Annotated in this window: 13 protein-coding genes; 11 read left to right on the top strand and 2 right to left on the bottom strand. The window is 41.5% G+C overall.

The window, feature by feature from the left end:
• Positions 1-109: 109 nt before the first annotated feature.
• Positions 110-1,363, bottom strand: coding sequence for an ABC transporter permease (locus tag ACXYMT_RS00140; RefSeq protein WP_459057070.1), 1,254 nt, complete (start codon positions 1,361-1,363; stop codon positions 110-112).
• Positions 1,364-1,510: 147 nt separating this feature from the next.
• Between ACXYMT_RS00140 and purH the strand changes: the two genes are divergently transcribed.
• Genes purH through rodA form a run of 6 tightly spaced genes read left to right on the top strand, consistent with a single transcriptional unit; the run spans position 1,511 to position 8,608 of the window.
• Positions 1,511-3,037: a bifunctional phosphoribosylaminoimidazolecarboxamide formyltransferase/IMP cyclohydrolase gene (gene purH / locus ACXYMT_RS00145; protein ID WP_459057071.1), complete on the top strand. Its 1,527-nt coding sequence runs from the start codon at positions 1,511-1,513 to the stop codon at positions 3,035-3,037.
• A 39-nt stretch (positions 3,038-3,076) separates the two neighbouring features.
• Positions 3,077-4,105 (top strand): rod shape-determining protein, encoded by a 1,029-nt coding sequence (locus ACXYMT_RS00150; protein WP_097055686.1) that lies wholly within the window; start codon positions 3,077-3,079, stop codon positions 4,103-4,105.
• Between the two features lie 9 nt (positions 4,106-4,114).
• Entirely contained in the window at positions 4,115-4,942 is an 828-nt protein-coding gene (mreC, locus tag ACXYMT_RS00155; RefSeq protein ID WP_459057072.1) for a rod shape-determining protein MreC, read from the top strand.
• Entirely contained in the window at positions 4,935-5,441 is a 507-nt protein-coding gene (locus ACXYMT_RS00160; RefSeq protein WP_459057073.1) for a rod shape-determining protein MreD, read from the top strand. The genes mreC and ACXYMT_RS00160 overlap by 8 nt, the downstream gene beginning before the upstream one ends.
• Positions 5,438-7,348, top strand: a complete 1,911-nt coding sequence (mrdA, locus tag ACXYMT_RS00165; protein ID WP_459057074.1) for a penicillin-binding protein 2 — start codon at positions 5,438-5,440, stop codon at positions 7,346-7,348. Before ACXYMT_RS00160 ends, mrdA begins: the two co-directional genes overlap by 4 nt.
• A 9-nt stretch (positions 7,349-7,357) precedes the next feature.
• Entirely contained in the window at positions 7,358-8,608 is a 1,251-nt protein-coding gene (rodA, locus tag ACXYMT_RS00170; protein WP_459057075.1) for a rod shape-determining protein RodA, read from the top strand.
• 494 nt (positions 8,609-9,102) lie between these two features.
• On the opposite strand, the gene ACXYMT_RS00175 is transcribed toward rodA, so the two are convergent.
• A complete protein-coding gene (locus ACXYMT_RS00175; RefSeq protein WP_459057076.1) occupies positions 9,103-11,235 on the bottom strand; it encodes a carboxy terminal-processing peptidase in 2,133 nt (710 codons plus the stop codon).
• 146 nt (positions 11,236-11,381) lie between these two features.
• Between ACXYMT_RS00175 and surE the strand changes: the two genes are divergently transcribed.
• From surE to ACXYMT_RS00200, 5 genes are read left to right on the top strand one after another with little or no spacing between them, the layout of a single operon-like run.
• On the top strand, positions 11,382-12,164 hold the full coding sequence (gene surE, locus ACXYMT_RS00180; protein WP_459057077.1) for a 5'/3'-nucleotidase SurE: 783 nt from the start codon (positions 11,382-11,384) through the stop codon (positions 12,162-12,164).
• Positions 12,165-12,216: 52 nt separating this feature from the next.
• Complete coding sequence (locus ACXYMT_RS00185; protein WP_459057078.1) at positions 12,217-12,438, top strand: hypothetical protein; 222 nt, start codon at positions 12,217-12,219, stop codon at positions 12,436-12,438.
• 1 nt (position 12,439) lies between these two features.
• Positions 12,440-13,558, top strand: coding sequence for a lipid-A-disaccharide synthase (gene lpxB, locus ACXYMT_RS00190; RefSeq protein ID WP_459057079.1), 1,119 nt, complete (start codon positions 12,440-12,442; stop codon positions 13,556-13,558).
• Positions 13,555-14,106 carry a C40 family peptidase gene (locus ACXYMT_RS00195; RefSeq protein WP_459057080.1) on the top strand — a complete coding sequence of 184 codons (552 nt, stop codon included), beginning with the start codon at positions 13,555-13,557 and terminating at the stop codon, positions 14,104-14,106. Before lpxB ends, ACXYMT_RS00195 begins: the two co-directional genes overlap by 4 nt.
• Positions 14,107-14,144: 38 nt before the next feature.
• Positions 14,145-16,160, top strand: coding sequence for a ComEC/Rec2 family competence protein (locus ACXYMT_RS00200; RefSeq protein WP_459057081.1), 2,016 nt, complete (start codon positions 14,145-14,147; stop codon positions 16,158-16,160).
• Positions 16,161-16,190 lie beyond the last annotated feature (30 nt).

Here is a 16,190-nt window from a genome sequence, read left to right on the forward strand (position 1 = left end):
ACCCATTGTTTTTTGTTCTATAAACCTCTTTCCAGAAGAGCTTGCTGGCGCTATTTCCCAGAAGCAAGATGATATTAATAATTATAGCCGGAAATACATCTCACATATTTTACATTCCTGTCCTTATCGCCTCAACAGGGTCAAGTTTTGAAGCAGAAATTGCGGGCACGATTCCCGATATCAACCCTATAACAGCAGATACAGCAGTACCAATGAACATGTTCCAGGGAGATAAAATAAACTGAAAATCTCCCGTAAACTGAGAAACTATAAGGGACGCCAGCCACACCATAAATAAACCGATCAATCCTCCAATAACTGATAAAATCACTGCTTCAAAGAGGAACTGGAAAAGAATAAACCGGTTTTTGGCACCCAAGGATTTCTGTATCCCAATGAGATTGGTACGTTCCTTAACGCTTACGAACATAATATTGGCGATTCCAAAGCCTCCTACCAAAAGGGAAAATCCGCTAATGATAAGACCAAAGAAATTAAGTTGACCGGTCATGTTGTCGATTAGATCTGTAAAGCCCTCTAGTTGGTTAACAAAAAAATTGTTGATATCCTCCCTTCTCAAGCCTCTCATATTGCGCAGCTGTTGTGAAATGTAGGCAATTAGCTCATTACTGTCAACATCCGGGTTTGGCTTAATCACGATTTGCGGAAAAGTACCGCGATTGCTCCCTCCATATATTCTTCTTACAAGATTTACCGGCACAAAAGCATTTGTGTCATGACTTCCACCCATAAGACTTGCGCCCATTTTCTCCAGCACCCCTATAACCGTAAATTTCCTTCCGTATAACCGAACCTGTTCTCCAAGAGCATTTCTACTCCCAAAGAGATTTTCATAAACATCGTGCCCCAGTACAATGACCGGAGTTCCACTTACAGCCTCGGCCATATTAAAAAACCTGCCTTCCCCTATTTGCAACGCCTCAATGTCATAATATTCGGCAGAGACGGCACCTATACCAACATTTGAAGCAGTTTTATCGCTATACTTTATGTTCTCTGAAGGTACATTCAGAACATAGGCTATGGCAGAAGCCTGCGGCACTGTGCGGCTTAAATATTCATACTCTTCGTAAGTAACATCTGGAAATTGTTGTCTTTTCCACTGTGGGATCTCTGTTGGCCCAAAGGAAAAACGGGTAAGGAACATTGTACGGTTATCAAGGGAGCTAAGGCTTCCTTTGATCTCTTTTTCCAGAGAATCTACTGCAGCCAAAACTGCGATAATTGAAAAGATCCCAATGGTAACTCCCAGCAGAGATAACATGGTTCGCAGTTTATTATTTTTGAGAGCATTGATAGCGAATAAAAAACTCTCTTTTAAAACCCTTAGATATATTAACATTCCTGCTTTCCTCTGTTATTTATGACCTGTATATCATAAGACGCGAGCTTTAAAAATTCGTTACAAAATAAATATAGAAATAAAGCCAACAGCCTCATTATTTTCTATCGAAATAATTACTTTTGCAACCTCAACAAAACCAACACAATGAGCGACTTAAAATCGGCTAAATCTGCACTTATTTCTGTCTTTAGCAAAGATGGGCTGGAACCTATAGTAAAAAAGCTTAATGAGCTGGGGATCACCATTTACTCTACAGGAGGAACCGAAAAATTCATTAAGAATCTGGGCATTGATGTGGTGCCGGTTGAGGATGTTACTTCATATCCCTCCATCCTTGGCGGGAGAGTGAAGACTCTACATCCAAAAGTGTTTGGCGGAATTTTGAACCGCAGCCAGAATGAAGATGATAAAGCCGAACTTGAGCAATACGAAATTCCGCAGATCGACATAGTGATCGTAGATCTTTATCCCTTTGAGAAAACTGTAGCATCAGGTGCTTCAGAAGGCGATATTATTGAAAAAATAGACATTGGTGGAATTTCCCTCATCAGGGCAGCTGCTAAAAATTATAATGACGTTATCTGTGTTTCTTCAGTAGAAGATTACTCCGATTTCCTTGACATCATTTCTGAAGGAAACGGAAAAACAATTTTGGCCGATAGAAAGAGATTTGCGGCAAAGGCTTTTAATGTTTCATCACATTATGACACTGCCATTTTTAATTACCTGAACAATGACGAACTTTCCTATAAGCAAAGCTATAACGGCGGACTTGAATTAAGATACGGAGAGAACCCCCATCAAAAAGGGCATTTTTACGGAGACTTTTTGGCTATGTTCGATAAACTTCACGGCAAGGAACTCTCCTATAATAATTTGCTGGACGTAGACGCCGCGGTGAATTTGATGAACGAATTCCAGAATGAAGCACCAACTTTTGCCATTTTGAAGCACAATAACGCTTGTGGATTGGCGCAAAGAGAAACTTTGCTGCAGGCCTACACAGATGCTTTGGCCGGAGATCCCGTTTCGGCTTTTGGAGGAATTTTGATCAGTAATACTGAAATTGATAATGCTACTGCCGAAGAGATCCACCAACTTTTTTGTGAAGTAGTGATTGCTCCTTCTTATTCCGAAGAAGCTTTGGAGACCCTGAAGGGTAAAAAGAACAGGGTGATACTCATTCAAAAAGAAACAGACCTTCCCCAAAAGAATGTTCGTACCTGCCTTAATGGAATTTTAGTTCAGGACAAGGACAGTAAGACGGATTCGAAGGAAGATTTAACTTTTGCTACCAACAATAAACCATCAGAGCAGGAGTTAAATGACCTGTTGTTTGCCTCCAGAATTTGCAAACACACAAAATCAAATACTATCGTCCTCGTAAAGAACAACCAGCTATTGGCAAGCGGCACAGGCCAAACCTCAAGAGTGGACGCCCTGAGACAGAGCATAGACAAGGCAAAGTCTTTTAACTTTGACCTTACAGGCGCTGTAATGGCAAGTGATGCTTTTTTTCCTTTCCCAGATTGTGTAGAAATTGCCGATAAAGCCGGAATCACTGCTGTAATTCAACCGGGTGGATCCATTAAAGACCAGCTGAGTATAGATTATTGCAATGAAAATAATCTTGCTATGGTAATGACCGGCACGAGACATTTTAAACATTAATTTTATTACATTTACCGAACCTCAACTAATTGACTTAACATGGGATTTTTCGATTTTCTCACTGAAGAAATAGCTATAGATTTAGGAACTGCAAATACGCTCATAATACATAATGATAAGGTTGTGGTTGACAGTCCGTCTATTGTAGCCCGGCACCGCACCACCGGTAAAATCATAGCTGTAGGGAAAGAAGCTGCGATGATGCAGGGAAAAACCCATGAGAATATTAAAACCATACGGCCTTTAAAAGATGGGGTAATTGCCGATTTTGATGCGTCTGAAAAGATGCTCACTATGTTCATCAAGGAGATTCCCGCACTTAAGAAAAAAATGTTCACCCCGGCCTTGAGGATGGTCATTTGTATCCCTTCAGGTATTACTGAAGTAGAAATGCGTGCTGTTAAGGAAAGCGCCGAAAGGGTGAATGGAAAAGAGGTTTATCTTATCCACGAGCCAATGGCAGCAGCTATTGGAATTGGTGTCGATATCATGCAACCAAAAGGGAACATGATCGTTGATATTGGAGGGGGTACTACAGAGATCGCAGTGATCGCCCTTGGCGGAATTGTTTGTGATAAATCGGTGAAGATCGCCGGGGATGTGTTCACTAACGACATTGTTTATTACATGCGCACGCAGCACAACCTTTATGTTGGAGAACGTACTGCGGAAAAAATAAAAATTCAAATAGGTGCCGCTACCGAAGATCTTGAGGTGCCACCAGATGAAATGAATGTTCAGGGACGTGATTTGCTAACAGGAAAACCAAAACAGGTGAATATTTCCTATCGCGAGATCGCTAAGGCCCTGGATAAGTCTATTTTGAGAATTGAGGATGCTGTGATGGAAACTCTCTCACAAACTCCTCCGGAACTTGCAGCCGATATCTACAACACCGGAATATACCTTGCCGGTGGTGGGTCAATGCTACGTGGCCTTGATAAGAGGTTATCACAGAAGACCGATCTTCCGGTCTACATCGCCGAAGATCCATTACGTGCAGTTGTACGCGGAACAGGAATATGCCTGAAAACCCTTCACCGTTACAAGGGGATCTTGATAAAGTAGGAGTAGTTTATGCAGCAAATAATAAATTTTCTTATTCGCAATAAGAACAATATACTATTCTTATTGCTGCTTACCTTTTCCCTGTTTTTAACTATTCAGTCCCACTCTTATCAAAAGAGTAAATTCATAAGTTCTGCCAACTTTCTAAGTGGCGGAATTTATAGCTGGACGAGCAATATCAACAGTTACTTTAATCTCGAGCAATATAACCTTAGGCTACTGGAAGAAAATGAAAGGCTGCGCACAAGGTTGGCCAGCTATGAAGATTCCCTGGAAGTAAGATCCTACAAGGATACCAGCAGTTTTGATGCCGATTACCTTTTTAGAGCTTCTGAGGTTATCAATAACAATTACGCCAAGGTCGATAATTATCTTACTCTAAAAAGCGGTACCCGTGATGGAATTGAAAGGGACATGGGGGTAGTTACCAGCAGAGGGATCGTTGGTATAGTCGAGAATGTTTCGCCAAACTACTCTACGGTCATTTCCATTCTCAATTCAAACTCCCGCATCAACGCCCAGCTAAAAAGATCGAATCATTTTGGTACCCTTGTGTGGAATGGAGATGATCCTAATGTGGTACAACTTATCGATGTTCCTTCTATTGCTCCAATAGCCGAAGGAGATACGATTATTACGGGAGGGCGCTCACTTATTTTTCCAAAAGGGCTGCCTATTGGGGCTGTAAAGAACTTTTCTCTTGATCAAAGCGAGAGCTACTACAATATTGACATCAGTTTATTTAATGATATGACAAACATCGGTTATGTCTATATCATCGAAAATACACAGCAAGACGAGATAAGAGCCCTGCAAAATCTATCCAAGGATGAATAGTGTTATATTTTCCAATACTCTCAGGTTCGTAGTGCTGCTTTTGCTACAGGTACTGTTATTGAACAACATTAATTTTCTGGGTTACATAAATCCCTACCTGTATGTGTTATTCCTTATACTTTATCCATTCAATGGAAATCAAACACTGTTCATATTTCTAAGTTTCCTCCTTGGATGGGGAGTTGACATTTTTGAAGATAGTGGTGGGATCAATGCTGCAGCCTGCCTTGTAGCTGCTTATATTCGTCCTGCTATTTTGCGTTTCTCCTTTGGAGTGAGCTACGATTATCAGACTATAAAATTTTCAAGTACCCAGCCCGGTTCAAGAATTAGTTATGTCTTTATCCTGGTGCTGGTTCATCATTTTGTTCTGTTTTTGCTGGAATTCTTCAATTTTGCACACTTCTTGCTACTTCTTAAAAAAACATTTTTTTCAGCATTATTTACAATAATTCTGGTGTTTTTGACGCTTGCCTTATTTAACAGACGATCCAGATGAGAAAAATCCTACTCTACATAATTGTTATCACTTCAGGAGTAATTTTCCTTGCCAGGTTATTTTACCTGCAAATCATGGATGACTCTTTTGTAGGGCTTTCTGAAAACAATGCAATAAAGGTAGTTTACGACTACCCTCAGCGGGGTTTTATTTTTGACAGGAATGGAGAACTTCTGGTCTCGAACCAGCCTTCCTATGATGTAATGGTGATCCCAAGAAACCTGAAGCCTTTTGACACCACAGAGCTTTGTAATATTCTCAGCATTACACCCAAGCAGCTGGTAGAAAGGCTTGATAAAGCTAAAATTTATTCTCCCAGACTACCATCGGTGGTCATACCGCAGCTCACCAAAAGTGAATATGCCTATTTGGCTGAAAAGATGCGGAAATACGAAGGTTTCTATATTCAGAAGCGTTCCCTGAGAGATTATTATACCGAGCATGGCGCAAATGTTCTTGGCTATATTACTGAAGTAAATCAGCGAATAGTGAATGAAAATCCTTACTACCTTTCCGGAGACCTCATAGGCCGCCAGGGAGTTGAAGGATATTACGAAGAGTTGCTGCGAGGAGTTAAAGGAGTTAAATACATTCAGAAGGACAGGTTCAACCGGGACATTGGAGCCTACAAAGGCGGTATTTATGATACCCTCCCAAAAAAGGGAAAAGATATTACTATTACAATTGATGCCGAGTTACAAAAATACGGCGAACTCCTCATGAAAAACAAAAGAGGAGGAATCGTTGCCCTTGAACCTTCTACAGGAGAGATACTTGCATTGGTGACAGCCCCGAATTATGATCCCGCAGACCTTGTGGGACGCAAAAGGTCCCAAAACTTTACTGAGCTATGGCTGGACTCCATCGCCAAACCCCTGTTCGACCGCGGACTTTTAGCTGAATATCCTCCAGGATCTCCTTTCAAGACTATCAATGCCCTGATCGCCTTGCAGGAGGGAGTAGTTACAACACAAGATCGATTTTCATGTCACGGCGGCTATTTCTACGGAAGAGGTCGCAAAATGGGTTGTCACCCGCACTCGAGCCCGCTGGATATGATCCCGGGAATTGCGCAGTCATGTAACGCTTATTTTGCTAATGTCTACCGAAGAGTAATTGAAAAGTATCCTACTCCGCAGGAAGGAGTAGATGCCTGGGCGAACCATTTACGAAGTTTTGGACTTGGTGACTATTTAGGATCTGACCTTTCTACAGGTAGACCCGGAAAGATCCCCACTGCAGAATACTACAACAAGATCTATGATTACCCCACATACAAGTGGTTCTCAACGGCAACGCTTTCTAATGCAATTGGACAGGGAGAAGTTTTAATGACCCCTATCCAGCTGGCAAATATGACTGCTGCTATTGCCAATCGTGGCTGGTTCTATACTCCACATATCCTCAAAGAGATCGAAGGAAGACCTATTAAGGAAAAAGAATTTACTGAAAAGAAAATTACCACTATCGACCCAAAACATTTTGGACCTGTAGTAGAAGGAATGCACCAGGTATATAAAGCAGGAACGGCTTCTGCTCTACAGGTGCCGGGAATAGAGATAGCAGGAAAGACCGGAACAGCCGAAAATTTCACCAAGGTAGATGGCAAGAGAATGCAGCTTACAGATCACTCGATTTTTGTCGCCTTTGCTCCCGTAGATGACCCAAAGATCGCGTTAGCGGTTTTTGTAGAAAATGGATACTGGGGAGGTCGTTATGCAGGACGTATAGCAGGATTAATGATCGAGAAATACATCAAAGGGGAGATCACCAGGAAAGACATGGAGACCTGGGTTCTTAACAATAGCCTGGAAGAAGAATATGAAAAGCCATATAGTGGAAAGCCGTTCATGATCAACGACAACAAAAAATACGGCTGGACAGAAAAAAAGCCACTAAAGAACTAAGAAGTAATTATGCCCAAAACTATTTCCCAGTTTGACTGGATTACAATTCTTGTGTACTTCTTACTGGTTATGATTGGGTGGGTGAATATTTATTCTGCATCCCTGGATGATACATCAACATCAATGTTTGATTTCAGCCAGATCTACGGAAAGCAATTGTTGTGGATCCTGCTCAGCGTCTTCCTCATCACGATCTTACTTTCTCTTGAGGCCAAGTTCTATGAACGTTTTTCCAGTATTATTTACATCATTTCCCTACTCTCCATTCTGGGGTTATTCTTTTTTGGAAAAACAATAAACGGCGCTACTTCCTGGTATGCCTTTGGAAGTTTCTCAATTCAACCTGCCGAATTTGCAAAAGTTGCCACAGCCCTGGCCCTGGCAAAGTACATTAGTGACATACAAACCAACATGCGCAATCTGGCCGACCAATTCAAGGCCTTTATAATTATTGCGCTTCCGGCCTTGATCATTTTGCCCCAACCAGATGCAGGTAGTGCGATGGTCTATGCTGCTTTTTTCTTTCCACTTTACAGGGAAGGATTATCGGGGGTTTATCTTATAGCCGCCACGGTAGGAGTTCTTGTGTTCGTACTTACATTGGTTTGGAGCCCCGTATGGGTTTCGATTGGGGCAACTATACTGGTGATCTTTTTCTATTTCTTCCGCAAGAAGAAAAGGCCTGGCGCCATTGCCTACCTCAGCATTTTAATACTAGCAGTAGCCCTTTCCTTTTCCGTGGATTACATTTTTGAGAATGTTTTTGAGCAACGTCATCGCGATAGATTCAATATTGTTTTAGGAAAGGAAGTGGACAATCGCGGAATTGGTTATAATACCAACCAGAGTGAAATTGCTATTGGAAGCGGAAGCTGGTTTGGAAAGGGCTGGACCGAAGGCACCCAAACCAAAGGGAATTTTGTTCCCGAGCAGCATACAGATTACATTTTTAGCACTGTGGGTGAGGAATGGGGCTTTGTGGGAAGTTCCGTAGTTGTATTTCTCTTTATTTTCCTAATGCTGCGTATCATTCACCTTGCCGAGCGGCAGAAGTCGCAGTTCAACCGCGTTTACGGCTATAGTGTGGCAGGAATTCTCTTCGTCCACTTCTTTGTGAATATAGGGATGGTTATTGGTATTTTTCCAACCGTAGGGATCCCACTGCCTTTCTTTAGCTATGGAGGTTCAGGGCTATGGGGATTCACTATTCTCCTGTTTATTTTTGTTAAGCTGGATTCAGATAGAATGTCTTTCTGGTAGGGAGAAAAATTGGGATATGAGATGTGAGATCTCTGATCGCAAAAAATTTACCGAAAGGATATATGCCGCTTCTTTGGAGCTCTCGTTTTGAACAGCTTTTATTCCTTTTTCCAATTGGAAGGCATGAACGGGATACCTTTCCGGGTTGGGCGAGTGAACACATCTAAAAATGCTTCCCCATAAAGAACTTTCTTAAAATCTGTTACCTCTCTTCTAAAGGAACCACTAAAAACCAGACCGCTGAAACTCCTTTCCTGATAACAACATTATCCTGCAAATATTTCGCTTCTCTATCGTTCTATTTCTTCCAAGAAACTCCCTCCCTCCGGGAGGGCCGGGGGTGAAATGAGCCTCTCAATCAACCTACAGAATTCACTCTTAACTTTCTAAATACACTGTACTCAATACTTAATTCCATCAAACTCACTACTCGAATACAAGTACAAAAAAAAGGGCCTTAAAAAGCCCTTTTTGGTAACCTATTTTTCTTTTTCTTATTTCTTAATATCAGCAAGACCTGATTTTTTGATGTTGTTCATCTTCATGTCTTCCAGTACATGCACAGCCTCTTCCATATAAATATCGCTGCTCAGGTTCTTATGCCATCTTTGTCGCTTTTCAGCAAGTACGGTGTCTACACTGAATAATTCTTTCTCATATGGAAGAGATTCAAAGCTAAGGTTCGATTGATATTCGGAGATCTTATCAAACCTTTTTGCCTGCTCCTCGTTAAGCTCCATTTCCCTGCTGTAGTCTTCATAGTTAAGGGGGAATGTGGTGCTGTTACGTTGATCTCTAATCCATTCTGCATTTTCTTTAATAAGATCGATATGTTCGTTCTTTGCCATTCTTTTTTGGCTATTTGCCAAGGTTTCTTCAAAGTCAATATATCCATCCCATTCTTTAAAAGACGCTGCCTCAATCTGGTCCCATGGCAGTGGGTTCTTTTGATCCTTTTCTCCAATATCAATGAAAGAATAACGATCTGGTACCACTACATCACTTTTAACTCCTTCAAGTTGTGTAGAACCACCATTTACCCTGTAGAACTTCTGGGTAGTGATCTTTAAAGCTCCCAGGTCTCCGAGGTCACTATTCCTTACCCAACGGTTAAGGTCAAGTACGTTCTGCACAGTACCCTTTCCATAGGTTTGTTTACTACCTATAATTACCGCTCTTTTGTAATCCTGCATTGCGGCTGCAAGAATTTCGGAAGCTGAGGCAGAAAGTTCATTTACCAGGATCACGAGCGGTCCATCCCAAAGGATCGATGGATCATTGTCTTTTAATACTTCCTGGCCTTCAAGTTTTGATTTCACCTGTACGATGGGCCCTTCTTTTATGAACAATCCGGCAATATCTACAACAGTTTTAAGAGATCCTCCCCCATTGTTTCTAAGGTCGAGCACCAAACCGTCCATTCCTTCTTTCTTAAGTCTGATTATCTCCTTCTTCACATCGGAAGCTGCATTTCTTTCGGAATAATCTTCCATGTCGAAATAAAACTTCGGAAGGTTAATAACCCCGTAAATCCTGCCATCCTTTTCTACTTTAGCGGCCTTTGCGTAAGTTTCCTCAATTTCTACAACATCACGAATTATATCTACTTCCTCAATTGTTCCGTCAACTTTTTTAAGAGTGAGCGTTACTTTAGAACCTTTTGGCCCTTTGATAAGATTAACTGCATCATCCAAACGCATCCCTACCACACTTACCGGCTCTTTTTCATCTTCTTGTTTAACCTTGATGATCTCATCACCTACTTCTACCTCTTCTCCTCTCCATGCAGGTCCTCCAGAGATAACTTCGACGATCTTCACATTATCATTTTTCTTCTGAAGCCGGGCACCAATACCTTCTAGCTTCCCGCTCATTGCCATATCAAAACGATCTTTATCCTGTGGGGCAAAATAGAAAGTGTGTGGATCAAATTCTTCCACTATTGCATTTACATAAACCGAAAACCAGTCTTTTCTTTCGAGATCATCACTAAAATCAAAGTACTCTTCGAGAGAGTTCCTGGTCAACTCACGGGCTTCCACCTCCAGCTCAGCATCTGTTTTGGCAACATAATCCGGATTATTTTCTAGTTCTCTCTCCTGCTCCTTTTTCTTGTCGTAGAAATTAGAAATGGCAGAGAATTTAAGTTGTTTTCTCCATCTCTGCTTCATCTCTGCTTCAGAGTTTACATAACCACGTTTGCTATAATCTGTATCCAATTTCTCTTTCTTACTAAAGTCAAAAGGCTTATCCAGGATTTCCCTGTACATTCCTTCAGCTTCATTCATACGCTGCATCAATCTTGTATGAGTAAGATCAAAGAAACTGATCTCAGAATTTTTGATCTGGTCATCCAGCAAAGTTTCATATTGCTTGAATTCCTCTATATCACTAGCATAAAAATATCTCTTCAAAGGATCAAGGGCTTCCAGATAATCCTTATATACTTCAGAAGAAAAGGAATCGTCCACCTCCTTGGCATCATAATGCCCGTTTTTAAGAACATAAGAGATCAGCTCAATTAAGGTCTTATCTTTATTGGGGTCGTTAAAGGTCTTGGTGGTAAAGCTGCAGGAGGCAGCAGCAAAAAGCAATACCAGCACCAGTAGTTTATAATTCCTTTTCATTATAGTTTGAATTTTCATCATTTGTATACCTCTACTACAGTAAAAACTATGCCAACTTCTATAGTTTTACGGGTTTTTGTTAAATTACGAATATAAGTCTTTCCTCAGGAAATTAATTTAATTTAGCAGCCATAAAATTTTCATAAATGCCTCAGGAAAAACCGCTGATCTTAGTAACAAATGATGACGGAATAACCGCCCCGGGAATTCGAGCACTTATTGATGTCATGAAACAGCTGGGAGATGTTATCGTGGTTGCACCCGATAGTCCTCAAAGCGGAATGGGACATGCCATTACTATTAGTGACACCCTTTTTTGCGACCAAATCACCGTAAAGGAAACCTATAAACATAAGGAATTTAGCTGCTCGGGAACTCCGGCCGACTGTGTGAAAATTGCAACACAGGAGATCCTGCACCGCAAGCCCGATCTTTGTGTGAGTGGCATAAATCACGGCTCTAATTCTTCTATTAACGTGATCTATTCGGGTACTATGAGCGCCGCAGTGGAAGCCGGAATTGAGGGGATCCCTGCAATTGGCTTTTCCTTACTGGACTATTCCCTGAATGCAGATTTCGAGCCTTGCAAAAAATTCGTGAAACGCATAACCCGGCAGGTATTAAAGCATGGACTACCAAAAGGAGTGGTGCTTAATGTGAACCTTCCAAAGTTGAAGGAGTCGGAGATAAAAGGTATAAAAGTGTGCAGGCAGGCAAATGCACGATGGGAAGAGGAATTTGACAAAAGAACCAATCCGCAGGGCCGGGATTATTACTGGCTTTCGGGGAAATTCATAAATGAAGATGAAGGGGAAGACAGTGACGAATTTGCCCTTTCTCAAGGCTATGTTTCTGTAGTACCTGTGCAGTTTGACCTTACCGCCCACCAATTCCTTAGAGATCTAAACACCTGGGATTTGAATGATTAAAAAAGAGATATTTATCGGCTTTTTGACAGGTATAGCAGCAAACCTCACTGGAATGCTGATTTACATTCTGATTTTTTCTGAATTATCTATCCTGGATACTCTTAAAGAGTCAATGCGTGGAGGTTTTATAGGAACTCTTATTACAGCCGGAGCCATTTTAAATTTCATTCCTTTCTTCTACTTTTTAAAGAAGGAGAAGAACTATAGGGCACGAGGTGTTTTAATGGCATCAATTTTAGCAGCCCTCGTGATTGCCATTATTAAGCTTAGCTAATATGAAATATTACATTATTGCAGGTGAGGCTTCTGGTGACCTTCATGCGGCAAACCTCATGAAAGCCCTTAAAAACACCGATCCCAATGCAGAATTCAGGTTTTGGGGGGGAGACCTTATGGAGCAGGAAGGTGGTACACCCGTAAAACATTATCGCGATCTGGCCTTTATGGGCTTTGCTGAAGTGATCATGAACCTGCGTACGATTTTGCAGAATATCTCTTTCTGCAAAGAAGACATTAAAAAATGGGAGCCTCACGTGATCATTTTTGTAGATTATCCGGGGTTCAACCTGCGAATTGCAAAATGGGCACGTAAGGAAGGCTACAAAACTCACTTTTATATTTCACCACAAATTTGGGCCTGGAAAGAAAATCGCATTAAAGATATTCAGCGGGATATTGATGAAATGTATGTGATCCTGCCTTTTGAAAAGGATTTCTATGAGCAAAAGCACAATTTTAAGGTCAATTTTGTGGGACATCCGCTTCTGGATGAGATTGCGAAAAGGCCACCTGCCAACATAAATAGATTAAAAGCAGAAAATGGGCTGGACGACCGCCCCGTAATTGCACTTCTGCCCGGAAGCCGAAAACAGGAAATCTCCAAAATGCTGGAGATCATGTTAAGCGTGACCAAAGATTTTAAAGATTATCAATTCGTGATCGCCGGTGCACCTAGTCAGGAAGAAGATTTTTACCGGCGGTTTATCAAGAAAAGTAATGTTCATCTGGTGATGAACCGAACTTATGACCTCCTGGAAATATCAACGGCGGCTCTCGTTACCTCCGGCACTGCAACCCTGGAAACTGCTTTACTTAAAGTACCTGAAGTAGTTTGTTATAAAGGTAATTTCATCTCCTATCAAATCGCAAAAAGGGTTATTAACCTTGACTATATTTCACTGGTAAATCTTATCATGCAAAGAGAGGTGGTAAAAGAACTTATCCAAAGTAATTTTAACCGACAAAATCTGATAAAAGAACTTTCAAAGATCCTAGACAAGGAAAACAGGAAGAAGATCTTTTCAGATTATTATGAGCTGGAGCAAAAACTGGGTGGTAAAGGTGCCAGTGAAAAAACTGCTCAGCTTATCTATCAAAAGATTTCAGCTTCATGAAGATCAAATACTTTGCTCTCCTCCTCCTGTCAATCTCATTGACTTCCTGTGGCGCCAGTAAAAGAGTTGAATCTCCTAAAGAAAGAGCTCAGGAAAATTCGGCCGGTTATGCCGAACTACCAGATTTCATAGATCTCATCGATGAAGACATTGAAGATCTTGAAGTGGGAACTAACAACATCATTGACCACGCACTCCAGTTTCTTGGCACCAAATATAAATACGGCGGCATGACGCCTGACGGTATGGATTGTTCGGGTCTGGTCTACACCTGCTTTCTTCAAAATGATATCTCACTGCCTCGTTCTTCAAAAGACATGGCCCAATTAGGAGAGGAACTTGATCTTACGAATGTAAGAACAGGAGATCTCCTATTCTTTATTACCGACAGGCGCAAGAAGAACATCAATCACGTGGGCCTTGTTGTGGAACTCGATGCAGAGAATATCTATTTTATTCACTCCAGCACCTCCCGCGGAGTCATTATCTCGGCGCTAAATGAGAATTACTGGCGCGAACATTTTGTGATGGCCCGGCGCATTCTATAAATCCCTATCTTCGGGTAAACTCCTGAACAAGAAGCGGTTTGAATACAGCGATCATTAGACTCACACTTGTGCTCCTGCTGGGTATTTGCAGCGGATTCTATCTGGAATGGTCGCCAAAAATGTCATTTTTCGTCCTCCTTCCAATTCTATTGCTTTTTCTACTGTCTTACTTTCGGGCAAGAAGATTGCTCTTCCCCGACAAAATCTTTGGAAGCAGTGCCTTTCTTCTCTTTTTTTGCCTTGGGATTTTCGTTGTAAGTCTCCATCTTCCGCAAAATCAGCCGCAGCATTATATAAAACGAATCTCTTCGGAAGAAATTCCACTCCTGAAGCTCAGCATCAAAGAAAGCCTGAAGCCCGATCTTTACAGCAACAAATACATAGCTGAAGTAAAGTGGGTCAACGAAAGTGCTTCTAATGGAAAGCTCCTGCTCCTTTCTCCTAAAGACAGCCTTGAAAAGCCCTTTTTGGAAGGTGAGGAATTCATCATTGCAGGACATCCTCTTGCGCTTTCAGGCCCGTTAAATCCTCACCAGTTCGACTATAAAGAATTTATGGCTCGAAAAGGCATAATGCGGCAGGTGGATCTGAGAAATGCAGCTTTCTACAAACTATCCTCTCCACATAATACTATACAAGCCGCAGCCGCCGACATTCGAAGACAGATCACCTCATCTTTAAGAACAAACGGATTCGACAAGGATGAACTTGCTGTGGTGCAGGCTTTGCTGCTGGGTCAGAAACAGGATATCTCTACCGAAACCTATAACAACTTTGCAGCGGCCGGCGCTATCCATATCCTTGCTGTTTCGGGGCTTCATGTGGGGGTAATTCTGCTTTTTCTTCACTGGCTCCTCAAGCCTCTAAAGAGGTTCAAAAAAGGCAAATTCATCAAGACATTTTTAATCATAGTTTTCCTCTGGGGCTTTGCATTTCTTGCGGGACTCTCACCATCTGTAGTGCGGGCTGTTACCATGTTCAGCTTTATAGCAGTTGGTTTGGAGATCAACAGGCGAACTAGTACGCTCAATTCAATTTTCCTTTCACTACTACTCCTGCTGCTCATAAGGCCGCAGTGGGTCTTTGAGGTAGGATTCCAGTTAAGTTATCTGGCCGTACTTTCAATTGTCTTTTTTCAGCCCCTCTTATCTGGTCTCTACCTTCCTTCCAACAGGATCATCAAATATTTTTGGGATCTGCTAACGGTAACCATTGCCGCCCAGGCCGGTATTTTGCCCCTTAGTCTCTATTACTTTCATCAATTTCCCGGTTTGTTCTTCCTCACAAACCTGCTCATTCTTCCTTTCCTTGGTGTCATCCTCATTGGAGGAGTTTTGTTGATCTTTTTAGCCGTTTTGGATATACTGCCCCGATTCCTGGCCAGAGCTTACGAGAGCTCAATAGAATTGCTAAATGGAACGGTTAAATTCATTGCCGGGAAAGAGCAGTTTCTTTTTCAGGATATTCCGTTCACCCTTCCGGAAGTTTGGGCATGGTATATTCTGTTATTCCTCCTCTTCCTGTTGGCAAGGAATTTTAGTTACAAAAAACTTAGGACTGTATTCTTTTCGGTGGCAATTTTACAGCTGGTCTATATTTTTCAGAAGACACAAAATGAAGAACAACTAATAGTTTTTCACAAAAGCCGAAACAGCATTATTGGAAAATTACAAGAAAATAAGCTTCAGCTTTACCACAATCTTTCTCCTCCGGCAGAAGAGCTGAAAATGATCAGGAACTTCAAAATTGGGAAAAATGTAACAAGACTGAAAGAGCAACCAATGAAAAACGTCTACTCTCAAAAAGGGCATTTTTTGATACTCATTGACAGCAGCAGTATTTTACCACCTCACTTACCAGAAGGCTCACAATTGCTAATTACCGGCTCTCCCCGAATGAATTTGGACCGGGTTTTACAACAGATGAACCCTTCAGCAATAATTGCAGATGGCAGTAATTATCCTTCAGCTGTTAAAAGATGGCGAGAAACTGCTGTAGAAAAGAGTATTCCTTTCCACTTTACAGGGGAAGATGGAGCATACTATTTAGATTGAAAAGATCTCAAAAATCCTAAAAACCGTTGA

The sequence above is a fragment of the Salinimicrobium sp. CAU 1759 genome, assembly GCF_054482715.1.

Excerpts from the sequence above, each read along its gene's own strand:
- ACXYMT_RS00185 (WP_459057078.1), top strand. The coding sequence starts at position 12,217 with ATGCTGATTTACATTCTGATTTTTTCTGAATTATCTATCCTGGATACT.
- ACXYMT_RS00150 (WP_097055686.1), top strand. The coding sequence starts at position 3,077 with ATGGGATTTTTCGATTTTCTCACTGAAGAAATAGCTATAGATTTAGGA.
- ACXYMT_RS00140 (WP_459057070.1), bottom strand. The coding sequence starts at position 1,363 with ATGTTAATATATCTAAGGGTTTTAAAAGAGAGTTTTTTATTCGCTATC.
- mreC (WP_459057072.1), top strand. The coding sequence starts at position 4,115 with ATGCAGCAAATAATAAATTTTCTTATTCGCAATAAGAACAATATACTA.
- ACXYMT_RS00195 (WP_459057080.1), top strand. The coding sequence starts at position 13,555 with ATGAAGATCAAATACTTTGCTCTCCTCCTCCTGTCAATCTCATTGACT.
- purH (WP_459057071.1), top strand. The coding sequence starts at position 1,511 with ATGAGCGACTTAAAATCGGCTAAATCTGCACTTATTTCTGTCTTTAGC.
- surE (WP_459057077.1), top strand. The coding sequence starts at position 11,382 with ATGCCTCAGGAAAAACCGCTGATCTTAGTAACAAATGATGACGGAATA.
- rodA (WP_459057075.1), top strand. The coding sequence starts at position 7,358 with ATGCCCAAAACTATTTCCCAGTTTGACTGGATTACAATTCTTGTGTAC.
- lpxB (WP_459057079.1), top strand. The coding sequence starts at position 12,440 with ATGAAATATTACATTATTGCAGGTGAGGCTTCTGGTGACCTTCATGCG.
- ACXYMT_RS00175 (WP_459057076.1), bottom strand. The coding sequence starts at position 11,235 with ATGAAAAGGAATTATAAACTACTGGTGCTGGTATTGCTTTTTGCTGCT.
- ACXYMT_RS00160 (WP_459057073.1), top strand. The coding sequence starts at position 4,935 with ATGAATAGTGTTATATTTTCCAATACTCTCAGGTTCGTAGTGCTGCTT.
- mrdA (WP_459057074.1), top strand. The coding sequence starts at position 5,438 with ATGAGAAAAATCCTACTCTACATAATTGTTATCACTTCAGGAGTAATT.